This window comes from Pseudomonas benzopyrenica (assembly GCF_036884265.1).
Classification (GTDB): Bacteria; Pseudomonadota; Gammaproteobacteria; order Pseudomonadales; family Pseudomonadaceae; genus Chryseomonas; species Chryseomonas benzopyrenica.
Window position 1 is genome coordinate 1552189 of the sequence record NZ_CP145723.1, and the last position, 21133, is coordinate 1573321.

Annotated in this window: 23 protein-coding genes and 1 riboswitch; of the genes, 19 read left to right on the forward strand and 4 right to left on the reverse strand. The window is 68.2% G+C overall.

All coding sequences use genetic code 11. The annotated features are described in order from the left end of the window. Positions 1 to 65 precede the first annotated feature (65 nt). The 6 genes from V6W80_RS07110 to V6W80_RS07135 all read left to right on the forward strand — a co-directional run bounded on the left by V6W80_RS07110 (position 66) and on the right by V6W80_RS07135 (position 5947). Positions 66 to 704: a C40 family peptidase gene (locus tag V6W80_RS07110; RefSeq protein ID WP_017638878.1), complete on the forward strand. Its 639-nt coding sequence runs from the start codon at positions 66 to 68 to the stop codon at positions 702 to 704. A gap of 96 nt (positions 705 to 800) precedes the next feature. Next, positions 801 to 1337 (forward strand): C40 family peptidase, encoded by a 537-nt coding sequence (locus tag V6W80_RS07115; protein ID WP_338546369.1) that lies wholly within the window; start codon positions 801 to 803, stop codon positions 1335 to 1337. Between the two features lie 54 nt (positions 1338 to 1391). Continuing rightward, the gene (locus tag V6W80_RS07120) at positions 1392 to 1712 is read left to right on the forward strand and encodes a hypothetical protein (RefSeq protein ID WP_007159236.1); all 321 of its coding nucleotides are present in this window, start codon (positions 1392 to 1394) and stop codon (positions 1710 to 1712) included. A 280-nt stretch (positions 1713 to 1992) separates the two neighbouring features. After that, positions 1993 to 3219: a c-type cytochrome gene (locus V6W80_RS07125; RefSeq protein WP_338546372.1), complete on the forward strand. Its 1227-nt coding sequence runs from the start codon at positions 1993 to 1995 to the stop codon at positions 3217 to 3219. Positions 3220 to 3281: 62 nt separating this feature from the next. After that, positions 3282 to 3704, forward strand: coding sequence for a (2Fe-2S)-binding protein (locus V6W80_RS07130; protein ID WP_338547376.1), 423 nt, complete (start codon positions 3282 to 3284; stop codon positions 3702 to 3704). Beyond that, positions 3701 to 5947 (forward strand): xanthine dehydrogenase family protein molybdopterin-binding subunit, encoded by a 2247-nt coding sequence (locus tag V6W80_RS07135; protein WP_338546373.1) that lies wholly within the window; start codon positions 3701 to 3703, stop codon positions 5945 to 5947. Before V6W80_RS07130 ends, V6W80_RS07135 begins: the two co-directional genes overlap by 4 nt. Here the strand turns inward: V6W80_RS07135 and V6W80_RS07140 are convergent. From V6W80_RS07140 to V6W80_RS07150, 3 genes are all read right to left on the reverse strand, one after another. After that, positions 5944 to 6561, reverse strand: a complete 618-nt coding sequence (locus V6W80_RS07140) for a DedA family protein (protein ID WP_338546375.1) — start codon at positions 6559 to 6561, stop codon at positions 5944 to 5946. The genes V6W80_RS07135 and V6W80_RS07140 overlap by 4 nt on opposite strands. A 131-nt stretch (positions 6562 to 6692) precedes the next feature. Then, complete coding sequence (locus V6W80_RS07145; protein ID WP_338546377.1) at positions 6693 to 7526, reverse strand: metallophosphoesterase family protein; 834 nt, start codon at positions 7524 to 7526, stop codon at positions 6693 to 6695. 225 nt (positions 7527 to 7751) lie between these two features. Beyond that, positions 7752 to 8120, reverse strand: a complete 369-nt coding sequence (locus tag V6W80_RS07150; RefSeq protein WP_007159230.1) for a YggL family protein — start codon at positions 8118 to 8120, stop codon at positions 7752 to 7754. 132 nt (positions 8121 to 8252) lie between these two features. Between V6W80_RS07150 and V6W80_RS07155 the strand changes: the two genes are divergently transcribed. The 3 genes from V6W80_RS07155 (at position 8253) to V6W80_RS07165 (ending at position 11547) form a co-directional block, all read left to right on the forward strand. Next, on the forward strand, positions 8253 to 9269 hold the full coding sequence (locus V6W80_RS07155) for a LacI family DNA-binding transcriptional regulator (protein WP_257706427.1): 1017 nt from the start codon (positions 8253 to 8255) through the stop codon (positions 9267 to 9269). A gap of 90 nt (positions 9270 to 9359) precedes the next feature. Beyond that, positions 9360 to 10337, forward strand: a complete 978-nt coding sequence (locus tag V6W80_RS07160) for a 2-hydroxyacid dehydrogenase (RefSeq protein ID WP_338546381.1) — start codon at positions 9360 to 9362, stop codon at positions 10335 to 10337. A gap of 10 nt (positions 10338 to 10347) precedes the next feature. After that, positions 10348 to 11547 carry a mandelate racemase/muconate lactonizing enzyme family protein gene (locus tag V6W80_RS07165; RefSeq protein ID WP_338546383.1) on the forward strand — a complete coding sequence of 400 codons (1200 nt, stop codon included), beginning with the start codon at positions 10348 to 10350 and terminating at the stop codon, positions 11545 to 11547. A 5-nt stretch (positions 11548 to 11552) separates the two neighbouring features. Here the strand turns inward: V6W80_RS07165 and V6W80_RS07170 are convergent, their stop codons facing one another. Beyond that, on the reverse strand, positions 11553 to 11882 hold the full coding sequence (locus V6W80_RS07170) for a four-helix bundle copper-binding protein (protein ID WP_093249668.1): 330 nt from the start codon (positions 11880 to 11882) through the stop codon (positions 11553 to 11555). 95 nt (positions 11883 to 11977) lie between these two features. Further along, positions 11978 to 12174, forward strand: a riboswitch (cobalamin riboswitch). Between the two features lie 97 nt (positions 12175 to 12271). On the opposite strand from V6W80_RS07170, the gene cobO reads away from it, so the two are divergent. From cobO to V6W80_RS07220, 10 genes are read left to right on the forward strand one after another with little or no spacing between them, the layout of a single operon-like run. After that, entirely contained in the window at positions 12272 to 12898 is a 627-nt protein-coding gene (gene cobO, locus V6W80_RS07175) for a cob(I)yrinic acid a,c-diamide adenosyltransferase (protein ID WP_064306628.1), read from the forward strand. Next, entirely contained in the window at positions 12892 to 14190 is a 1299-nt protein-coding gene (locus V6W80_RS07180; RefSeq protein ID WP_338546385.1) for a cobyrinate a,c-diamide synthase, read from the forward strand. The genes cobO and V6W80_RS07180 overlap by 7 nt, the downstream gene beginning before the upstream one ends. Then, complete coding sequence (gene bluB, locus V6W80_RS07185; protein WP_257706423.1) at positions 14187 to 14837, forward strand: 5,6-dimethylbenzimidazole synthase; 651 nt, start codon at positions 14187 to 14189, stop codon at positions 14835 to 14837. The genes V6W80_RS07180 and bluB overlap by 4 nt, the downstream gene beginning before the upstream one ends. Continuing rightward, entirely contained in the window at positions 14834 to 15742 is a 909-nt protein-coding gene (gene cbiB / locus V6W80_RS07190) for an adenosylcobinamide-phosphate synthase CbiB (RefSeq protein WP_338546386.1), read from the forward strand. The genes bluB and cbiB overlap by 4 nt, the downstream gene beginning before the upstream one ends. After that, the gene (gene cobD / locus V6W80_RS07195; RefSeq protein ID WP_338546388.1) at positions 15735 to 16724 is read left to right on the forward strand and encodes a threonine-phosphate decarboxylase CobD; all 990 of its coding nucleotides are present in this window, start codon (positions 15735 to 15737) and stop codon (positions 16722 to 16724) included. Before cbiB ends, cobD begins: the two co-directional genes overlap by 8 nt. Further along, entirely contained in the window at positions 16721 to 18172 is a 1452-nt protein-coding gene (locus V6W80_RS07200) for a cobyric acid synthase (RefSeq protein ID WP_338546389.1), read from the forward strand. Before cobD ends, V6W80_RS07200 begins: the two co-directional genes overlap by 4 nt. Next, on the forward strand, positions 18173 to 18694 hold the full coding sequence (gene cobU, locus V6W80_RS07205) for a bifunctional adenosylcobinamide kinase/adenosylcobinamide-phosphate guanylyltransferase (protein WP_017638861.1): 522 nt from the start codon (positions 18173 to 18175) through the stop codon (positions 18692 to 18694). Further along, positions 18691 to 19749, forward strand: coding sequence for a nicotinate-nucleotide--dimethylbenzimidazole phosphoribosyltransferase (cobT, locus tag V6W80_RS07210; RefSeq protein WP_017638860.1), 1059 nt, complete (start codon positions 18691 to 18693; stop codon positions 19747 to 19749). The genes cobU and cobT overlap by 4 nt, the downstream gene beginning before the upstream one ends. Continuing rightward, the gene (locus V6W80_RS07215) at positions 19742 to 20293 is read left to right on the forward strand and encodes a histidine phosphatase family protein (protein WP_257706419.1); all 552 of its coding nucleotides are present in this window, start codon (positions 19742 to 19744) and stop codon (positions 20291 to 20293) included. Before cobT ends, V6W80_RS07215 begins: the two co-directional genes overlap by 8 nt. Continuing rightward, positions 20293 to 21024, forward strand: coding sequence for an adenosylcobinamide-GDP ribazoletransferase (locus V6W80_RS07220; RefSeq protein WP_338546393.1), 732 nt, complete (start codon positions 20293 to 20295; stop codon positions 21022 to 21024). The genes V6W80_RS07215 and V6W80_RS07220 overlap by 1 nt, the downstream gene beginning before the upstream one ends. Positions 21025 to 21133 lie beyond the last annotated feature (109 nt).

The following is a 21133-nucleotide window of genomic DNA, read 5'->3' on the forward strand; positions in this document are numbered from 1 at the left end:
AGGTGTCGAAACTTTGAAAAAACGACACGGTCGTGCCCATGCCAAGGAACCGCCTCGCACCCCTCGTGCCCCTGTCTTTTGTCTGTCTGCTCGCCGCCTGTGCGAGTGCGCCGCAAAGTCCCGACACCACCATTACCCAGGATTCGCCCGCTACCTCCCGGACGTTCCAGACCGCTTCGCTGCATGGCCTGGGTGGCGCTGGCAACGGCTCCGCGCCTGTGGAGGCTGAGGGTGCTCAGCAACGTCCGGTCTTCCCTCATACCCAGTCGCCGCATCAGCTCGACTGGGAGCGCGAGGTCGGCCCGCGCCAGGCGCTGCCGAATCTGGCGGACCAGATCCTCGACCGTGCGACCCAGCTAGTGGGCACGCCTTATCGCCGTGGCGGCAGTAGCCTGGCCGGTTTCGATTGCAGCGGTTTCGTCAATTACGTGTTCCGCGAGCGGGCCGGCATGACCCTGCCGCGCTCCACCCGCGAGATCATCGATCTCGAAGTACCGGTAGTCAGCAAGAACGACCTGGAACCTGGCGACCTGTTGCTGTTCAATAGCAACGGCCGTGGCCGGGTCAGTCACACCGGTATCTACATGGGCGAGGGCAAGTTCATCCATTCCTCCAGTCGCCGGAGCGGCGGGGTGCGGGTGGACAGCCTGAACGACCAGTACTGGAAGGTGAGTTTCCTGGAAGGCAAGCGCGTATTGCGCTGAAGCGTATCGCCGCGATCTTCGCCGGTGCGCTTCGAGGACCCGTCGAGGCTGCGTGGCAGGCCGACGGTGATCGATGGATAACTAAGGATGTCTCCAATGCCGCATGCGGCTCGCCTCGGATTGTATTGCGCCTTTGTACTGCTGGCCGCCTGTGCCGGCAGGCCGCCCCAGGCCCCCGCACCGGTCGCCCCGGTCGTTTCCCGTCCCCTGCTGGAAAGCCAAGCCCAAGCCGCCAATGATGTGCTGTTTCGCGCCATCGGGTTGGTCGGTACCCCCTATCGCTATGGCGGCAACACCCCGGCCGGCGGTTTCGACTGCAGCGGCCTGATCGGCTACGTCTATCGCGATGCGGCTGGGGTGGCCCTGCCGCGTTCGACCCGCGAGATGATCACCCTGGGCTCGCCCAATGTGGCGCGCAATGCCCTGCAGCCCGGTGATCTGATCTTCTTCGCCACTGCCGGTGGCCGTCAGGTCAGCCATGCCGGCATCTATGTAGGGGAGGGGCGCTTCGTCCATGCGCCGCGCACCGGTGGCACGGTACGCCTGGACAGCCTGGCCAAGCCCTACTGGCAGAACAGCTACCTGCAGGCCAAGCGGGTGCTGGTCACGCCGAGTCTCGCCGGCGGCTATTGAACCCCGTTCCGCCCGGGCCGCTCGAATGGGCATCCAGCCCGTGCGGAGCCCATCATGCCTCAGGCGATACGTCTGCCGCCCCAGCCGGCTCGTTGCGAGCTGTGCGGTCGGGCGGCGCCGCTCACCCGCCATCACTTGATCCCTCGCTCGCTGCACGACAAGGCCTACGTGCGCAAGAGATTCGACCGCGTCAGCCGGATCACCGCCACCCTCTGGGTCTGCCGCCCCTGCCACAACCATATCCACCAGACCTTCGACGAAAAGACCCTGGCGCTGGAATACAACAGCCGCGAATTGCTGCTCAGCGACGCGCGCATCCGACAGTTCGTCGACTGGCTGGCGGCCAAGCCCGATGGCTTCGTGCCCAAGCGATAAGTAATACCACCCCTGTATGTGCTCAAATAGGTGCGTCTATCCTTTCTGTCCTGAGTACAGGTAATCAGGACTGGGCAGCGTCAATCTCCCGATAGCGCCGTATAAGAACGCAGCCGGACCGGCACGGTAATGTAAAGGCCGCCGCTGACGCGCTGGCCGAAACTGTCGTCTGCATCTCACCTCCAGGGGTGAACGCCACCGCGGCTGGCCGCTGCGATTAGGATGACGGCGAAGCCGCGGCGACATCCGCCAGTCCGGTTCGAGCTCACGAGGAGGGCCGATGAGATCCTTTGCCCTGCCCCTGCTGGCGGGGATGCTGCTCCTGTCTAGCGTCGCATCGGCCGGCGCCGATGAGGCGACCCAGGCGCGGGGCGAGTATCTGACGCGCCTGGGCAACTGCCAGGGTTGCCATACCCGCCCGGATGGCGCGCCCTTCGCTGGCGGGGTCGCCTTCGACACGCCGTTCGGTCGTCTCTATTCGAGCAACATCACCCCGGATCGCCAGCAGGGGCTGGGTGACTGGACGGTGGACGAGTTTCGCCGCGCCTTGCATGACGGGCTGGGGCGGGAAGGCGAGCAGCTCTATCCCGCCTTTCCCTATACCGCCTTTACCCGGTTGAGCGACGAGGACGTCGCCGCCATCTTCGCCTTCCTGCAGATCCAGCGCCCGGTGCCCTATGCGCCGCCGGCCAATGCGCTGCGCTTTCCCTTCGACCAGCGCGCGCTGATCCGTGGCTGGAAGTGGCTCAACTTCACGCCAGGTCCGTTACCGGCGACGGCCGATGCGCAGGTGGCGCGAGGCGCCTACCTGGCGGAGGCGCTGGGGCACTGCCAGGAATGCCATACCCCGCGGACCTGGAGTCAGGGGCTCGACAGCGGCCGGGCCTATGCCGGCGCGACCCAGCAGGGCTGGACCGCCTGGAATCTCACCGCGGATCCGCGTGGCCTCGGCGGCTGGAGCGATGCCAAGCTGGCCAGCTATCTGCGCGAAGGCCATCAACGCGGCGAAGCCGTGGCGGCCGGGCCCATGGCGGAGGTGGTAAGTGGTGGCACCCGCCATCTGGACGACGCCGATCTCGGTGCCCTGATCGCCTATCTGCGAACCCTGCCGGCGCAGCCCGGAGCGGTCCCGGCGCGCGCCGAGGTGCAGCCGCCCGGAGAGGCCGGACCTCTCACGGCCGCGGAGGCGGAAAGCGCGGCTTTGCTGCAATCCGCTTGCGCCAGCTGTCACGCACCGGATGACCAGGGACCGGCGGGTCCCTATCCGCGGTCCTTCAGCAACTACTCGGCGGTGCGCGATCCCACAGGGACCAACCTGGTGCGCGTCCTGCTCGACGGTCTCGACCGCCAGGGGCGTAGCGAGCACGCCTTCATGCCAGCCTATCGGGAATTGCTCAGCGATCAGCAGCTCGCCGATCTGGCCACCTACATCGGCCGCCGCTTTGGCGGTCATGCCGCCGACATCCGCCCCGAGGATGTGGCGGCGGCGCGTAACGCGGAGAAATAGCGGTGGCGGTCATTGAATTGAAGGTCAACGGCGAGCCGCGACAGCTCGACGTCGACCCGCGCATGCCCCTGCTGGAGGCCTTGCGCGATGAACTGGGCATCAAGGGACCGAAATTCGGTTGCGGCCTGGGTGAGTGCGGCGCCTGCACGGTGCTGGCGGATGGCAAGCCGGTGCGCGCCTGCCTGTTGCCGGCAGCCTCCTTCGTCGGTCGCGAGGTGCTGACCCTGGAAGGTCTGGGCACGCCCGAGGCCCCTCATGTGCTGCAGCAGGCCTTCATCGAGGAACAGGCGGCGCAGTGCGGCTATTGCATCCCTGGCATGGTGATGACCGCCCAGGCACTGCTCGCACGGGTGGCGGATCCCAGCGATGCGCAGATCCGTCAGGCATTGGCCGCCAACTTCTGCGGCTGTGGTACCCATTATCGGATCCTGCGCGCGATCAAGCGCGCGGCGGTGCTGCTGCGCGACGGGAAGGCCTCGGCATGACGCTGTCACGCCGCACCTTTCTTGGCGGTAGCGCCGTACTGCTGCTGGGTTTCAGCCTGCAGCGACCGGTCGCCGCCCAGGTGCTGCCTGCACCGGCTGACCCGGTGGACCTGGCCAAGACCCTCGATCAGCGCCAGCTGGACGCCTGGCTGGCTGTGGATGCCCAGGGCCAGGTCACCGTCTACAGCGGCAAGGTGGAGCTGGGCACCGGGGTCAGCACGGCGCTGCGGCAGATCGTGGCCGAGGAGCTGTGCGTGTCTTTCGCCGCCACCCGGTTGATCCAGGGCGATACCCGGCTGACGCCGGACCAGGGCATCACCGCTGGCAGCAAGAGCTTGCAGGTAGGCGGTGCCCAGTTGCGCAAGGCCGCCGCCAGCGCGCGGCAATTCCTGTTTCTGGAGGGATCGCGGCGCCTGGAGCTGGATCTGGCCGTGGTGGACACGGTGGACGGCCGCGTGGTCTATCGCGGCGATCCCACCGGACGCTATGTCAGCTATGGCGAACTGGTGGGCGGACGGCCCCTAGGGCGGCTGGTCAACCAGGCCGTGCGCACCCGGGCCGTCAAGGATTACCGTCTGGTCGGCACCTCGGTGCCACGCGAGGACATTCCCGCCAAGCTGTTCGGCCATTTCGACTATGTCCACGACCTGCGCCTACCCGGCATGCTGCACGGTTGCGTTGTGCGACCGCCCTGCACCGGCTCGGCGCGACTGGCGGGGGTGAGCATCCGCGGTATCGATGCCAGTGCGCTGCCGTCCGGCGCACGACTGGTCTACGAGGGCGCCTTCGTCGCGGTGGTGGCGGAGCAGGCGTGGCTGGCGCGACAGGGCGCGGCGGCGCTACGGGTGGACTGGAGCCTGGTACCGGACCTGCCGCTGCCGGGCGAGCTCTATGCCCGACTGGAAGCCAAGGCCGGACCGGCCGACATCCAGCAGGAGACCGGCGATGTCGCGGGCGAACTGGCGAGCGCTGCGCAGCGCCTGGAGGCCGAGTATCGCTGGCCCTATCAGAATCACGATTCCATCGGTCCCTCCTGCGCAGTCGCGGACGTGGGGGCCGAGAGCGCTACCGTCTGGAGCGGTACCCAGGGCGTCTATCAGCTCAGGGCGGCACTGGCGGACCTGCTGGGGCTGCCGGAAGACGGTATCCATGTCATCTATCAGCAGGCGTCCGGTTGCTATGGCCACAACGGCGCCGATGATGCGGCGGCCGATGCGGCACTGCTCTCCAAGTTGTGCGGCCGTCCGGTGCGGGTGCAATGGAGTCGCGCTGACGAGCACGGCTGGAATCCCAAGGGGCCAGCCATGTTGATGCGCCTGGCCGGTGGTCTGAGCACCGCGGGCGACCTGCTCGCCTGGCGCTTCGCCAACTGGACACCTACCCACCTGACCCGCCCCAATGACCAGACTGGCAGGGCGGCGCTGCTCGCCGGACAGCTGGCCTACAACCTGCCGCTCAAGGGCGGGCGGGGCGGTGGCGATCGCAACGCCCCGCTGGATTACGACGTGATCAATGTCCAGGTATCCACGCACTGGCTGGAAGCCAGCGATTCGCCGCTGCGACCGTCGGCCTTGCGTGCCCTCGGGGCGGTCGGCAATACCTTCGCCAATGAATCCTTCATGGATGAGTTGGCCCTGGGGGCCGGGGTCGATCCGCTGGAATTCCGCCTGCGCTATCTGCAGGACCCGCGGGCGCGGGCGGTGCTACAGGCCGCTAGCGCCAAGGCCGGGTGGCAACCGCCGGCCCTGCAGGAAAAGGCCTGGGACGGTGCCCCCGTGAAAGGTCAGGGTCTGGCCTTCCTGCGCTACGAAAACGAGAACGCCTATGTGGCTGCGGTGGTGGAGGTGGCGGTGAGCGAGGCCACGGGTATCCGGGTCACGCGGGTGGTGGTGGCCCACGACTGCGGTCTGATCGTCAATCCGGACGGCTTGCGCAATCAGCTGGAGGGCTGCGTGGTGCAGGGCATCGCCCGGACCCTCAAGCAGGCGGTGCGCTTCGATCACCAGGGGGTGACGAGTCTGGAGTGGGGCGCCTATCCGCCGCTGACCTTCAATGAATTGCCCGAGCTGGAACTGGAGCTGATCGATCGGCCAGAGGAGCCGGCGGTGGGTGCCGGGGAGGCCACCACTGCCGCCATCCCCGCGGCCATCGCCAATGCCGTCGCTGCGGCGACCGGTCTGCGCCTGCGCGAGGTGCCCTTGAACCGCGAGCGCCTGCGCGCCGCGCTGGCCGCTCGCGGTTAGGCGCGTTTCAGGCGCTGCTTGAAAAACAGCACGCCACCGGCGCCCAGCAAGGCGACGACCCCCGCACCGATCCAGAGGGGTTCGTTGCCGGCAAAACTGAAATGGTTGGCGCCCTTGGCCGCGAGGTAGCCCGGGCCCATCATCAGCGGCGCCCAGACGATGGCCGACAACACGTTGGCCGACTGGAAGCGCAGTTGGTTCATCGCCATCATCCCCGCCACCAGGGGGACGGTGTTGCGGATCATGGTCAGGAAACGCCCGCCGAACACGGCGAAGAAGCCATAGCGGCGGAAGAACAGCCGGGTCTTGGCCACCTGCTTGCGATAGCGGCGAAAGGGCGGGCGGTGAACGATGCTGGGACCGAGCCAGCGGCCGATGATGTAGGAGCAGATGTCGCCGAGGATGGCGCCAACGATGGCAGCCAGCACCAGGGGCACGGGCGCGAGGACTCCGGAGCCGGCGAGACCACCGACTACCAGCATCAGCGCCGTGGCCGGAATGAAGACGCCCAGCAGCACCAGGGATTCGCCGAAGGCGAGCAGGCCGACGATCAGCGGCGCCCAGGCTTGGTGGGTTTCGATAAAGCCAAGCAGCGATTGCGTCAGGGATTCCATGGGAGGCTACTCTTGCCGAAAAGTCCTAAGACTACGCGGCGCCCGCAGTCTGTCCGCCGTTTCAACAGCTTGAATCAATTTCCTTGGCTGGAAGTGCGCAGGAGCGCGCATCGGCGCTCCGCGTGGACGCCTCAGGTCTCCGCCAGGGCATCCTGGGCGGCATGCCAGCGCAGTTCGTGACGCTCGCCGACCACGAAACGATCGTCCTGGAAATCCCAGCGTTCCACGTCCACGGTCTTTTCCGCGCCTTCACCGACCAACAGGCGGTTGAAGGAGTTGGGCGAGGTGCCCCGCACGCGCGAAGAAAGCGCGGTGCCGGCCTGAACGATCCAGACCTCGCGGGGCAGGGTAGGGTACTGGCGACTCAAGGGCAGCACATAGGGCAGGTGGATATGCCCCCCCATCACCAGATCCAGGCCGGCATCGGCCCAGGTGGCCAGGGCGTGATCGGCGTTGTGCTGCAGATTGCTCAGGTCACTGAGTTCGAGGGCGCCGAAGGGCTGGTGAGCGATGACGATGCGCAGCTTGCCGGGACCGGCGCGCCGCAGGCGTTCGGCCACCCGCTCGATCTGCTCGGCACTCACCGCGCCATCCTTGTGGCGTTGCGGGGCCGTGGTGTTAAGCCCGACCAGCAGCAGCTCGTCGTTCTCGAAACTGGGTTCCAGCTCCTGACCGAAATGGCGGCGATAGTTGCCGTAGGGCATCAGGAAACGGGTGAAGAGGTTGTACAGCGGCAGGTCGTGATTGCCCGGGATCACCAGGGTACGCGGGATACCGTAGCTTTCCAGGCGTTCGACGAAGGTCTTGGCGGCAGCGAATTGCTCGCGCCGGGCGCGCTGGGTGATGTCCCCGGAAAGGATGAGGACATCGGCGCCGTGTTCGCGGACATGGGCTTCCAGGGCCGCGACCACAGCAGGTTGCTCGGTGCCGAAGTGGGTATCGGAGATTTGCAGAAGGGTCGTCATGAGGACCTGGTTTCCAACGGATTCCCCTTTACGACCGCAACGGGCGCCAAGCTATCCGACGAGGGTTGCCCAGAGGCTGTTCCAAGGCTCGCGAGCTAGAGCCAAACAAGCCTAGGCGGCCCCGCGAAAATGGCTGAGGAAGCAGCGTTTACGAGTGGTAAACGAGCATTCCGAAGCCATTTTCAACGCCGTTTGGCCGACACGCAGCCGCCTTCGAACAGTCTCTTAGACTTCGCCGTCGTGGTGCCAGGCGTCATGCAGCTCGGAGGCATTGGCTTCGCCAACTTCGGCGCGGGCCTTGAGCCAGTCCAGCAGAGCGGTACGGTCTTCCGCGGTGGGCGAGGTGTAGCGCTTGTTGGCCATGATGGTGCCTTCGACCCAGGCGTTGTCGAAGCCACCGATGTAGTCCAGCTTGCGCTCTTCGACGTAGTCGATGAAGTCGCCGAGGAAGGTGTCCAGGTCGTCTTCGCTGAGTTCGTTCTTGAAGCTCACCTTGATTTCGAAGGCCAGTTCCTGGAATTCACCCAGGTACTGCTTCTTGCGCAGGCGACGCTTCATGCGGCTCAAACGGGGATCTTGGTTGGTATCGGTCATGGCGAAGGCCTGGATATCGATGAAAGGGCGGGCATTATCCCTGGCGTCGACGGGTAATGCCAATGGTGGCCGCCAGGAGGGCCGGTTAGCATGGCGGTTTTGGCTGCGACCAGAGCGCGCAGGGGTGGAAGGATGACGGGCAAGACGAGAAGCCGCTCCGGTAGCGTGACCATCCGCGACGTGGCCAGCCTGGCCGGCGTCGCGCCGATCACGGTCTCGCGGGTAGTGAACGCGCCCGCAAGCGTCAAGGCGGCCACCCGTGAGCGGGTACTGACCGCCATAGCAGCAAGCGGCTACATGCCCAACCTGGTGGCTGGGGCCTTGGCCTCCAATCGCAGTCGGCTGGTGGCGGTGCTGGTGCCCATGCTGACCAATCCGCTGTTCGCCGACAGCTACCAGGCGGTGGCCGAGCGACTGGCCCAGGCCGGGTATCAGGTGTTGCTGGGCGTCACTGGCCACGATCCCAGGCATGAAGAGGCGCTGCTGGCGACCATTCTCAGTCGGCGGCCGGATGGCCTGATCCTGACCGGCGTTGATCACACGCCGGCCAGCCGTGCCCGGCTCCAGGCGGCGGGTGTGCCGGTGGTGGAAACCTGGGATCTCAGCGCTGAGCCCATCGATCAGGCGGTAGGGTTTCACCACGAGGCAGTGGGTGCCCTGCTGGCCAAGCGGGCGAACGCTGGCGGTTATGCCCAGGTCGCCCAGGTGGCGGTGGACGATCCCCGCGGTACCCGGCGACGTCTGTCATTGAGTCAGGCCCTGGCCACCCTCGGCATCGCCGAGACGGCGCCGGCGCTATTCACCGGACTGCCCAGCCTGGAGCAGGGGCGCCAGGCCCTGTGCCAGCTGCTCGCCCAAACCAAGGTGCGGCCGCTGCTGGTGGTCTGCACCTCCGACACCCTGGCCCATGGCGTGCTGACCGAGGCCCTGGCGCAGGGGCTGGCGGTACCCGGCGACGTGGCGGTGATCGGTTTCGGCGACATGGCTTTCGCGGCCCATACCCTGCCTGCCTTGACCACGATACGGGTGGATGCCACGGCCTTGGGGCACACGGCGGCGGAATTGTTGCTGGCCCGTCTGGCGGGTAGTGATGGAGAGCCGCAGCAGCGCGACCTGGGTGTCGAGTGGGTCGAGCGCGCTAGCGCCTAAGGACAGGCGGCGGTTGTCAGACGACTTCCTGGGCGCTAGGGTAACAAAAATGGTAGCGGTACCATTTTCGCTCAGCAGGGGAGGAGCCGGATGAAGATCGTAATGATTGGCGAAGCCGCCACGCACCAGGAGACGCTCGCCAGGGACCTGACCAGCCCGGCCACCTTTATTACCTTGCCGCGGGAAGCCCACGCATCAGCCGCCTGGGACGAGCGAATCGAGGGCGCCGATGTTCTGGTCGCCATGCGTCTGCAGCGTTCAACGCAGGCACCCAGGGTACGGCTGCTGCAGGTACCTGGCGCTGGTCTCGATGGCATCGATTTCAGGGTGCTGGCAGCGGACTGCCGCGTCTGCAACGTCTTCGAGCACGAGATTCCCATGGCCGAATACGCCCTGGCCTGCCTGCTGGATCATGAGGTGCGCCTGGGTGAGGCCCAGGCGGCCTTCGCCAGCGAGCGCTGGACCAATGCCTATCTGGGACGCCAGCCGCGCGGTGAGTTGCAGGGCAGGACCCTGGCGATCCTGGGCTTTGGCAGGATAGGCCAGGCAGTGGCGCAGCGGGCGCGGGCCTTCGGCATGCGCATCCTGGCCATCACCCGTAGTGCCCGCGACGGCCAGGTGCCTTCTGGGGCCGATGCCGCCCTTGCGCCCGAGGCGCTGAACGAGGCCCTGGGCCTGGCCGATTACGTGGTGCTGGCCTGTCCGCTGGACGAGACCACCCGGGGCTGCTTCGGCGCTGCCCAATTCGCCGCCATGCGGCCGGAGGCCGTGCTGCTGAACCTGGCACGAGCGGCGGTGGTGGAAGAAGACGCCCTCTATCAGGCGCTCGCCGACCGGCGCATCGCCAAGGCGTACCTGGACGTCTGGTACCGCTACCCTAATGGCGAAGGCGATCTCGTGGCACCCGCACGGCATCGCTTCGAAGAACTGCCCAATGCCGTCTGCACGCCGCATGTCTCGGGTTGGACCCATGGGCTGTTCGCGCGCCGCTATGCCTTCATCGCCGCCAACATCGAACGCCTGCGGCGAGGCGAAACGCTGCTCAACCAGGTCCACGGACCGCGCTAGAGGAGGCGCCATGCGCATCACTCGTATCGAAACCACCAGGCTCACGCAATTGCCCAATCTGCTCTGGGTGGAGATCCACACCGACAGCGGCCTGATTGGCCTGGGTGAGACCTTTCGTGGCGCCGAAGCGGTGGAGGCGCAGATCCACTCGCTTTGCGCGCCGCTGCTGCTGGGTCGCGATCCCCTACAGATCGAAGCCCACAGCCGGGCGCTGCTGCGTGGCTATCTGGGCTTCAACGGCAGCGGCGTGGAAACCCGAGCGGCTTCGGCGCTGGACATCGCTCTCTGGGACCTGTTCGGCCAGGCTATGGGCGTGCCCATCCATCAGCTGCTGGGTGGCCAGGTCCACGAGCGGATGCGCGCCTATAACACCTGCGCCAGTCCCAACTTCAATACCGGTGGTGAGCAGCGCCGGTTGATCGCCAAGGGCGAGGCCCGCGTGGCCGGGCGCTACGACGATCAGGTGGCGGCGGTGGAAAACCCCGGTGAACTGGCCCAGAGTCTGGTGGACGAAGGGTTTGCCGCCATGAAGATCTGGCCCTTCGATGCCTTCGCCCTGGCCAGTGGCGGTCAGTATCTGTCCAGCACCGATTTGCGCCAGGGTCTGGAGCCCTTCGCGCGCATCCGGGAGGCGGTCGGCGATGGCATCGAGGTGATGTGCGAATTCCATTCCTTGTGGAATCCAACCTGCGCCCTGCAGATCGCCCGAGCACTCAAGGAGTACAACATCTTCTGGGCGGAAGATCCGATCAAGATGGATCACGTTCAGGGGTTGGCGGATTTCCGGCGGCTGGCGGGCATTCCGGTCTGCGGCAGCGAGACCCTGGCGATGCGCGGTGCCTTCCGCGATCTGCTGGCGGCCGATGCGCTGGACTATGTGATGGTGGATCTGTCCTGGTGCGGAGGGCTGAGCGAGGCGCGCAAGATCGCCACCTTGGCCGAGGCCTATCAGAAGCCCATCGCCCCGCACGACTGCACCGGACCGGTGGTGCTGATGGCCTCGCTGCATCTGGGGTTGGCCTCAGCCAATGCCATCTTTCAGGAAGTGGTGCGAGCCTATCTGGCGGGCTTCTATCGTGAGCTGGTCACCGAGCTGCCGGTACTGGAGCAGGGCTGGCTGCTACCGCCAACCGCACCGGGCCTGGGCACCGCCCTGCATCCGGCGCTGCGTCAGCGGCCGGACCGGATCGGGCGGGTATCAGCGCGGTAAGGGGTTCAGGCGGCCATGGCCGCGCAGGCATCGGCGCAGGCTTCACAGGCCCGAGCGCAGGCCTGGCAGTGATCGGCCTTGTGCTTGCCACATTCGGCGGCGCAGGCACGGCAGGTGGCCAGGCACAGGGCGCAGGCTTCGGCGACGCGATCGCTGTCGCGCTGCATGAAGGTGGCGGCCAGGCGACAGGCGTCGGCGCAATCGCGATCCAGGCGGACGCAGTCGCGCATCATGTCCAGATTGGCTTCGCCCAGGCAGGCGCTGGCGCAGGTTTCGCAGGCGGCGGCGCAGTCGAGGCAGGCCTTGATGCAGGCGGCGAGGGTGGCATCGTTCATCCGGTAGCTCCTGGCGGTGGGTGCTTAGGGTGGACCCGTCCGCTCGACGCCGAGTTCGGGCGGTGCCATCGATTGACGCTCTCCCGGCTAGTCCGTACCCTGCGCCCTTGCACGTGGTGCCCCGCCTGGAGCGGGGTGAAACAGGGAAGCCGGTCGAGCCGGCGCTGCCCCCGCAACGGTAGTTGAGCAGTAGCTGCGCGATGCCCACTGGCCCTGGCCGGGAAGGGGCGCGGCGGATGCCACCAGGCATCGGCTCACCAGCCCGGAGACCGGCCACGCTTGCGCTCATCTCGGCGATGCGGAGGGCTTCGCGCGGCGTCGCCATCTGCCTTGCGCGGGTGGCGTCTCTGCCCGTTTCTCCGCCGCGCCCGCACCTGGAGAACCGCCCCATGACCGACACCCCCGATTCGACCAGCCCCGAGCGCGACGAACGCCACCGCGCGCGCATGGTGCGCAAGAAGGCGGTGATCGACGCCCGTATCGCCGACGCCCAGGACGAGCGTGGCCTGCTGCTGGTGCATACCGGCATCGGCAAGGGCAAGAGCAGCTCCGCCTTCGGCATGGCGGCGCGCGCCCTCGGCCATGGCATGCAGGTGGGCGTGGTGCAGTTCATCAAGGGCCGTCGCGACACCGGCGAGCAACTCTTCTTCAAGCGCTTCCCCGACGAGGTGCGTTACCACGTCATGGGCGAGGGCTTCACCTGGGACACCCAGGACCGCGCCCGCGACCTGCAGTCGGCTGCCGCCGCCTGGGCGGTGGCGGTGGAGCTCCTGCGCGATCCAGCCATCGGCCTGGTACTGCTGGATGAACTCAACATCGCCTTCAAGCACGGCTATCTGGACGTCGATCAGGTGCTGGCCGATCTGGCTGGACGTCCGGCGCACCAGCACGTGGTGGTGACCGGCCGCGGCGCCCCGCCGGCGCTGATCGAGGCCGCCGACACCGTGACCGACATGAGTCTGGTCAAGCATGCCTTCCAGTCCGGCGTGCGCGCTCAGCAGGGCATCGAATGGTAAGGGATACGCGACACTGCCCGGCGCTGCTGATCGCCGCTCCGGCCTCCGGGCAGGGCAAGACCAGCGTCACCGCCGCCCTGGCCCGGCTGCATGCCCGCCAGGGGCGACGGGTGCGGGTGTTCAAGTGCGGTCCGGACTTTCTCGATCCGATGATCCTGGCCCGCGCCAGCGGCGCGCCGGTCTACCAGCTCGATCTGTGGATGATCGGCGAGGCCGAGAGCCGGCGCCTGCTGTGGGAAGCGGCGGCGGAGGCGGACCTCATCCTCATCGAAGGCGTCATGGGGCTGTTCGACGGGCAGCCGTCGGCGGCGGACCTGGCCGAGCGCTTCGGCGTACCGGTGCTGGGAGTGATCGACGCCGCGGGCCTGGCGCAGACCTTTGGTGCCCTGGCCTATGGCCTGGCCCACTATCGGCCGAGCCTGCCCTTCGCCGGGGTGCTGGCCAATCGCAGTGGCAGTCCGCGGCAGACCCAGTTGATCCGCGGCAGCCTGCCGGCGGGCATGACCTTCTTCGGTAGCCTGCCGCGCGATGCCGGCATCGAGTTGCCCAGTCGTCACCTGGGGCTGATCCAGGCTGACGAGGTTACCGACTTGGATCGCCGTCTGGACATGGCGGCCGACGCCCTGGGTGCCAGTTCCGACATCGAATTGCCGCCGCCGGTGGCCTTCGCCGAGCCGGAACCGGCCGTGGTCGAGCCGCTGCTGGCGGGGGTGCGCATCGGCGTGGCCCGCGATGCGGCCCTGGCCTTCATCTACCAGGCCAATCTGGATCTGCTGCGCAGCCTCGGTGCCGAACTCCAGTTCTTCTCCGTGCTCGCCGACCCGGCGCTGCCGGAGGTGGACAGCCTCTATCTGCCCGGCGGCTATCCCGAGCTGCACCTGCAGACGTTGTCCAACAATCTGGGCATGCGCGCGGCCATCCGCGCCCATCACGCCGCCGGCAAGCCGATCCTCGCCGAGTGCGGCGGCATGCTCTATCTGCTCGACGAACTCACCGACAAGGCCGGCGAATCCGCCAGCCTGCTCGGGCTGCTGCCCGGCAGCGCGCGAATGCAGGCGCGCCTGACGGCGCTGGCGCTGCAATCGGTGGAATTCGAGCAGGGCACCTTGCGCGGCCACACCTATCACCACTCCGCCCTGGAGTCGCCCGAGGCGCCCTGGGCGCGCGGGTTGTGTCCCAATGGCAAGGCGGTCGCCGAGGCGGTCTACCGCGACGGTCGCCTCACCGCCAGCTATATTCACTTCTACATGCCGTCGGCACCCGCCGCGGCCGCCGCGATGCTCAAGCCGTGACCACGACCCCCTATACCCCCGCCGAACAAGCCGCCGTCTACCGAGCCATCGCCGAGCGCCGCGACATGCGCCATTTCTGCGGTGGCGAGGTACCTCCCGAACAACTGGCCCGGCTGCTGGGTGCTGCGCACCAGGCCCCCAGTGTCGGGTTGATGCAACCCTGGCGCTTCCTGCGCATCAGCGATCCAGCCCTGCGCCAGCGCCTGCACGAGCTGGTGGAGGAAGAACGTTGCGCCACCGCCGAAGCGCTCGGCGAGCGCAGCGACGACTTCATGAAGCTCAAGGTACAGGGCATTCTCGATTGCGCCGAGGTGCTGGTGGCGGCCCTCATGGACGGCCGCGACGCCCATGTCTTCGGTCGCCGCACCTTGCCGGAAATGGACCTCGCCTCGCTGTCCTGCGCCATCCAGAATCTCTGGCTGGCGGCGCGCTGCGAAGGCCTCGGTATGGGCTGGGTGTCGCTGTTCGAACCGGAAGCCGTGCGCAGGCTGCTGGAGATGCCGGAAGGCGCGCAGCCGGCGGCCATCCTCTGCCTGGGACCGGTGGAAGCCTTCTATCCGCGCCCGATGCTGGAAGAGGAGGGCTGGCGCCAGGGGCGGCCGCTGGAGGAGCTGGTCTTCGAGAATCGCTGGGGCCAGAAGCCATGATGCTGGCCTTCGCGGTCGTCGGCGGCATGCTGCTTGACCTACTGTTCGGCGAACCCCGCCGTGCCCATCCTCTGGTGCTGTTCGGTCGTCTGGCCGACAGCCTGGAAGCCCGTTTCAATCCCGGTGGCCGCGGTTGGCGCAGTCATGGGGTGATGGCCTGGAGCCTGGCGGTGCTGCCCTGGGTGCTGCTCACCGCCTTGCTCTGCCAGATCGGCTGGCTGGCCTGGATCATCCAGCCCATTGCGCTATATCTGGCGGTGGGACTGCGCAGTCTGGGCGAGCATGCCGAACCGGTAGCGCGTGCCCTGCAACGCAACAATCTGCCCGAGGCGCGTCGCCGCGTCGGTTACCTGGTCAGTCGCGAAACGGGCGAGCTGGACGAGACCGCCGTGGCTCGCGCCGCCACCGAATCGGTGCTGGAGAATGGCAGCGACGCCGTCTTCGCCGCCTTGTTCTGGTTCGCCCTGCTGGGTGCGCCAGGCGTGGTGCTCTATCGCCTGGCCAATACCCTGGACGCCATGTGGGGCTATCGCACGCCGCGTCTGGAGCGTTTCGGCTGGGCCGCGGCGCGCCTGGACGACGTCCTCAACTATGTTCCCGCGCGCCTGGTGGCTCTGACCTATGCCGGCCTTGGCCGCTTCTGGAGCGCCATCGAAAGCTGGCGCACCCAGGCGCCGCTGTGGGACAGCCCCAACGCCGGCCCGGTGATGGCGGCCGGTGCCGGCGCCCTGGGCGTGAGCCTCGGCGGCGCGGCCCGCTACCATGGCGAATGGCACGAGCGCCCGGTGCTGGGTCGCGGTCCGGCGCCGACCTTCCTGGCCATCACCCGCGCCCTCAAGCTGGTGCGGCGCGGTGCCTGGCTGTGGACCCTGCTGATCGCCCTGGGAGGGCTGCTGCTTGCTTGAGCACGGCGGTCGCCTGAGGCGCGCGGCGCGCACCTACGACATTCCCCTGGCCGACTGGCTGGATCTGTCCACCGGTCTGGCCCCCTGGGCCTGGCCGCTGCCGGAAATTCCCGCCAGCGCCTGGGCCCGGCTGCCGGAGCCCGACGATGGCCTGGTGGAAGCTGCCTGTGCCTGTTACCGGGCCGCCGCGCTGTTGCCAGTGGCCGGCTCCCAGGCGGCCATCCAGGCGCTGCCGACCCTGCGCCCGCCCGCGCGGGTCGCGGTGCTGGCACCCTGCTATGCCGAGCACGCCCTGGCCTGGCAACGCGCCGGGCACGAGGTGCTGGAGTGGGGCGAAGATCAGATCGCGACCCACCTCGACCAGCTGGATGTTGTGGTAGTGGTCAATCCCAACAACCCCACCGGGCAGCGCCTGTCGCCAGCCCGCCTGCTGGACTGGCACGCCCGGCTCGAACGCCGCGGCGCCTGGCTGGTGGTGGACGAGGCCTTCATGGATCCCACTCCGGCGGCGAGTCTGGCGCCTTTCAGCGATCTGCCCGGGCTGATCGTCCTGCGCTCCTTTGGCAAGTTCTTTGGGCTGGCCGGGATGCGCCTGGGCTTCGTGCTGGCGGCACCAGCACTCTTGGCGCGCCTCGACGAGCACCTCGGGCCCTGGACGGTGAACGGCCCCAGCCGCTATCTGGCCCGGCAACTGCTGGCCGATCAGCAGGGCCAGCAGCGTCAGCGCGAGGCGCTGCTGCAAGCGGGCGAGCGCCTGGCCGCGTTGCTCGTCCGACACGCCCTGGCACCCAGCGGCGGCTGTGCCCTGTTTCAATTGCTGCGGCGTCCCGATGCCGCAGCCCTGCATGAACACCTGGCCCGCCAGGCCATCCTGACCCGCCTGTTCCCCGCGCTTGGCGCCCTGAGAGTCGGCCTGCCCGGCGACGAGTCGGGTTGGCAGCGGCTGGACGCCGGTCTGGCCGGTTACCGGAGCCCCCTATGAGTACGCTGATGGTGCAGGGCACCACCTCCGACGCCGGCAAGAGCACCCTGGTGGCCGCCCTGTGCCGCTGGCTCTATCGCCAGGGCGTGGCCGTGGTGCCCTTCAAGCCGCAGAACATGGCGCTCAACAGCGCCGTGACTGCCGATGGCGGCGAGATCGGCCGCGCCCAGGCGGTCCAGGCCCAGGCCTGTGGCCTGGTGCCCCATACCGACATGAATCCGGTGCTGCTCAAGCCCAATACCGATGTCGGTGCCCAGGTGATCATCCATGGCCGTGCCGTCACCAGCATGGACGCCAAGGCCTATCACGCCTACAAGCCGATAGCCCGGGAGGCGGTGCTGGCCTCCCATGCCCGACTGGCCGAGGGCTATCAGGTGGTACTGGTGGAGGGCGCCGGTTCGCCGGCCGAGATCAACCTGCGCCAGGGCGACATCGCCAACATGGGCTTCGCCGAGGCGGTGGACTGCCCGGTGCTGCTGGTGGCCGACATCGACCGTGGCGGCGTCTTCGCCCATCTGGTCGGCACCCTGGACCTGCTCGAGCCCAGCGAGCAGGCGCGCGTCGCCGGCTTCATCATCAATCGCTTTCGCGGCGACCTGGCCCTGCTGCAGCCGGGCTTGGACTGGCTCGAAGCCCGCACCGGCAAGCCGGTAATGGGCGTGTTGCCCTATCTGCACGACCTGCACCTGGAAGCCGAGGATCGCCTGGCCACCGGCCAGGTCGCCAAGCAAGGTCCGCGGCTGCGGGTGGCGGTACCGGTGATGCCGCGGCTGAGTAATCACACCGACTTCGATCCCTTGCGCCTGCATCCCCAGGTGGAGCTGCTCTTCGTCCGCCAGGGCGAGGAACTGCCCGCAGCGGATCTGATCATCCTGGGCGGCTCCAAGAGCGTGCGTAGCGATCTCGCCTTCCTCCGCGCCCAGGGCTGGGACAAGGCCATCGCCCGTCACCTGAGATACGGCGGGCGGGTGCTGGGCATCTGCGGCGGCTTCCAGATGCTCGGCGAGCGGATCGCCGATCCCCTCGGCCTGGAGGGCACGCCCGGCGACAGCGCCGGTCTGGGACTCTTGGCCATGACCACCGAACTGGCGGCGGAAAAGCAGCTGCGCAACGTGCACGGCTGGCTGTGCGACGGCGCGGCCGAGGTCGCGGGCTATGAGATTCATGCCGGTGTCAGCCAGGGCGCGGCGCTGGCGCGTCCTGTGCTGCGCTTCGCCGATGGTCGCGTCGATGGCAGCCTCAGCGACGACGGCCAGGTGCTGGGCACCTACCTGCACGGCCTGTTCGAGTCGCCCGCCGCCAGCGTTGCCCTGCTGCGTTGGGCGGGTCTCGCCGAACCCCAGCAACTGGACTACCACGCTCTGCGCGAACGGGATCTGGAGCGCCTGGCCGATCTGGTCGAGCATCATTTGGACACCGGGCGCCTGCGCGCCCTCTGCGAGCTCTAGATGCGCGAATTCATCCTCGGTGGCGCTCGCTCCGGCAAGAGCGCCCTGGCCGAGCGCCTGGCCGCCGAGTCCGGCCTTGCCGTCACCTATATCGCCACCGCTGGGGGCAGCGACGCCGAACTGGCGCGGCGCATCGAACGTCATGCCGCCCGCCGGCCGGCGCACTGGGCGCTGGTGGAAGAACCTCTGGCGCTGGCCGAACGCCTGCAGGCTCTGGCGGCGCCGGATGCCTGCCTGCTGGTGGATTGCCTGACCCTCTGGCTGACCAATCTGCTCTTGCTCGACGATCCTCGACGCCTTGAGCAAGCCTGCACCCAGCTGCTCGACGCCTTGCCACAGTTGCCCGGTCGCCTGATCTTCGTCAGCAACGAGACCGGGCTGGGCGTCGTCCCCCTGGGCGAGCTGACCCGGCGCTATGTCGATGCCGCCGGCGAATTGCACCAGGCCCTTGCCGCGCGCTGCGAGCGCGTGGTGCTGACCGTCGCCGGTCTCCCCCTGACCCTCAAAGGAACCCCGCTATGAGCATGCCCTGGTGGCAAGGACCCTGCCGCCAACCCGATACCGCTGCGGCCGAAGCCGCACGCCAGCGGCAGACGGTATTGACCAAGCCGAGCGGTTCGCTCGGCGATCTGGAGGTGCTGGCCATCCAGCTGGCCGCCCTGCAGGGTACGCCCCGGCCGCTGCTGCAGCGCACCGCCATCGCCGTCTTCGCCGGTGATCACGGGGTGGTGGAGGAGGGCGTCTCGGCCTATCCGCAGTCCGTGACCGCCGAGATGGTGCGCAACTTCGTGCGCGGCGGCGCGGCCATCAGCGTGCTCGCCCGGCAGTTGGACGCGGCCCTGGAAGTCATCAACCTGGGCACCGTCACGCCCCTGGAAGCCTTGCCCGGCGTCATCGACCTGCCGCTCGGACGCGGTACAGCCAACTTCACCCTGACCCCGGCCATGACCCATGACCAGTGCCAGGCCGCGCTGCAGGCCGGTCGCGACGCCGTCCTGCGTGCCTGCGCCGGGGGCGCCGACCTCTTCATCGGTGGCGAGATGGGCATCGGCAACACCACCGCCGCCAGCGCCCTGGCCAGCGTGCTACTCGATACCTCGCCGCTGGCCCTGGCCGGACCCGGGACCGGGCTGGACGCCGATGGCGTGGCGCGCAAGGTGGCGGTCATCCAGCGCGCCCTGTTGCGCCATGGCGATACCCTGCAGGATCCCTATGAACTCTTGCGCCGCCTGGGCGGTTTCGAGCTGGCCGCCCTGACCGGCGCTTACCTGGCCTGCGCCCAGCAGGGCCTGCCGACCCTGGTGGACGGCTTCATCTGCTCGGTGGCCGCGCTCTGTGCCCAGCACCTGCAACCCGACACCCGCGACTGGCTACTGTTCGCCCATTGCGGCGCCGAGCCCGGTCATGCGGCGGTGTTGCTGGCCCTGGGCGGCGAACCCCTGCTGGATCTCGGCCTGCGCCTCGGCGAAGGCAGCGGTGCGGCTCTGGCCGTACCGCTGCTGCAACTGTCCTGCCGCCTGCACAGCGAGATGGCGACCTTCGCCGAAGCCAGTGTCTCCAGCCGCGCCCATGACTGATTGCTCGCTGCTGCGCCATGGCGTCACCGAGGGCCCCGAAGGCTTTCGTGGACGCCTCGATCCGCCCCTGTCGGAACGGGGGTGGAAGCAAATGCGCGCCGCCGTTGCCGCGCAGCCACCGTTCGAACTCATCCTGACGTCGCCGCAGCAACGCTGCGCGCGCTTCGCCGAGTGGCTGGCGGCGGAGCAGGGCGCCGAACTGATGGTGGAGGCGGATCTGCGCGAACTGGATTTCGGCGCCTGGGAAGGCCACAGCGCCGCGGAGCTCATGCAGGACCAGGCCGAGGCCCTGGGGCTATTCTGGGCCGATCCCTATGCCTATACCCCCCCTGGCGGTGAACCCGTGGCCGCCTTCGCCGAACGAGTGCTGGGAGCGGTGGCGCGCTGGCGTCCACGCCTGCACGGGCGGCGCAGCCTGCTCGTCACCCACGGCGGCGTCATCCGCCTGTTGCTGGCTCGCCAGCGCGGTCTGGCGGCCAAGGACCTGCTGCAGGTCGAGGCGCCCTATGCGACCCTGCAGCCACTGGCGCTGGAGGAGAGCTGATGCCACTGCCGCTGCTGATCGCCGTGCAGTTTCTCACGCGACTGCCGATCCGGCTGCCCGGCCTGCCGCCCGCCGAGGCCGTCGGCCGCTCGGTGCTCTGGTATCCCGCAGTGGGCTTGCTGCTGGGCGCGCTCCTGAGCCTGATCGCCTGGTTGAGCGCGGCGGGCGGCGTCTTCCTGCAGGCGGCGCTGGTGCTGGCCGGCTGGGTGATCCTCACCGGCGGCCTGCACCTGGATGGCCTGGCCGACATGGTAGATGCCTGGATCGGCGGCTTTGGCGATCGCGAGCGGACCCTGGCCATCATGAAGGATCCGGCCTGCGGCCCCATGGGCGTGCTGGCGCTGCTGTTGACCCTGCTGCTCAAGTGGAGCGCCCTGGTCGTCCTGCTACCGCATGCGCCGGCTGGCCTGTGGCTGGCGCCGCTGGCCGGTCGCCTGGCGCTGCCCTGGCTGTTGCTGACCACGCCCTATGTGCGCCCCGGTGGCCTCGGCGATCTGCTCAGTCGCCACCTGCCGCGGACTGCGCTCAAGGGAGTGCTGCTGCTGGGGGCCATTGGTATGGTCCTGCTACCCCAGGGCGTGACCGCGCTGCTGGTGACCGCCATGGTCGCGCTGCTGGTGCGTCGTGCCCTGCGCCAGCGTCTCGGCGGCACCACCGGCGATACCGCCGGAGCGCTGCTGGAGCTCGCCGAGAGCGGGGTGCTGGTCGCGCTGGCCCTGTCGCTGGGCTGAAAAATCGACCCAAGCGTGAGATACCTGGGATTTTGCGATCTCCGTCCTTGAACGACCCTGGTTAAACCGTTAAGAAGGCGCCTGGTTGCGCGCCCAGCGAAGCCACCTC

Coding starts and splice junctions, on each gene's coding strand:
- V6W80_RS07115 (WP_338546369.1), top strand. CDS start 801: ATGCCGCATGCGGCTCGCCTCGGATTGTATTGCGCCTTTGTACTGCTG.
- V6W80_RS07120 (WP_007159236.1), top strand. CDS start 1,392: ATGCCTCAGGCGATACGTCTGCCGCCCCAGCCGGCTCGTTGCGAGCTG.
- V6W80_RS07125 (WP_338546372.1), top strand. CDS start 1,993: ATGAGATCCTTTGCCCTGCCCCTGCTGGCGGGGATGCTGCTCCTGTCT.
- V6W80_RS07130 (WP_338547376.1), top strand. CDS start 3,282: ATGCCCCTGCTGGAGGCCTTGCGCGATGAACTGGGCATCAAGGGACCG.
- V6W80_RS07135 (WP_338546373.1), top strand. CDS start 3,701: ATGACGCTGTCACGCCGCACCTTTCTTGGCGGTAGCGCCGTACTGCTG.
- V6W80_RS07140 (WP_338546375.1), bottom strand. CDS start 6,561: ATGGAATCCCTGACGCAATCGCTGCTTGGCTTTATCGAAACCCACCAA.
- V6W80_RS07145 (WP_338546377.1), bottom strand. CDS start 7,526: ATGACGACCCTTCTGCAAATCTCCGATACCCACTTCGGCACCGAGCAA.
- V6W80_RS07150 (WP_007159230.1), bottom strand. CDS start 8,120: ATGACCGATACCAACCAAGATCCCCGTTTGAGCCGCATGAAGCGTCGC.
- V6W80_RS07155 (WP_257706427.1), top strand. CDS start 8,253: ATGACGGGCAAGACGAGAAGCCGCTCCGGTAGCGTGACCATCCGCGAC.
- V6W80_RS07160 (WP_338546381.1), top strand. CDS start 9,360: ATGAAGATCGTAATGATTGGCGAAGCCGCCACGCACCAGGAGACGCTC.
- V6W80_RS07165 (WP_338546383.1), top strand. CDS start 10,348: ATGCGCATCACTCGTATCGAAACCACCAGGCTCACGCAATTGCCCAAT.
- V6W80_RS07170 (WP_093249668.1), bottom strand. CDS start 11,882: ATGAACGATGCCACCCTCGCCGCCTGCATCAAGGCCTGCCTCGACTGC.
- cobO (WP_064306628.1), top strand. CDS start 12,272: ATGACCGACACCCCCGATTCGACCAGCCCCGAGCGCGACGAACGCCAC.
- V6W80_RS07180 (WP_338546385.1), top strand. CDS start 12,892: ATGGTAAGGGATACGCGACACTGCCCGGCGCTGCTGATCGCCGCTCCG.
- cbiB (WP_338546386.1), top strand. CDS start 14,834: ATGATGCTGGCCTTCGCGGTCGTCGGCGGCATGCTGCTTGACCTACTG.
- V6W80_RS07200 (WP_338546389.1), top strand. CDS start 16,721: ATGAGTACGCTGATGGTGCAGGGCACCACCTCCGACGCCGGCAAGAGC.
- cobU (WP_017638861.1), top strand. CDS start 18,173: ATGCGCGAATTCATCCTCGGTGGCGCTCGCTCCGGCAAGAGCGCCCTG.
- cobT (WP_017638860.1), top strand. CDS start 18,691: ATGAGCATGCCCTGGTGGCAAGGACCCTGCCGCCAACCCGATACCGCT.
- V6W80_RS07215 (WP_257706419.1), top strand. CDS start 19,742: ATGACTGATTGCTCGCTGCTGCGCCATGGCGTCACCGAGGGCCCCGAA.
- V6W80_RS07220 (WP_338546393.1), top strand. CDS start 20,293: ATGCCACTGCCGCTGCTGATCGCCGTGCAGTTTCTCACGCGACTGCCG.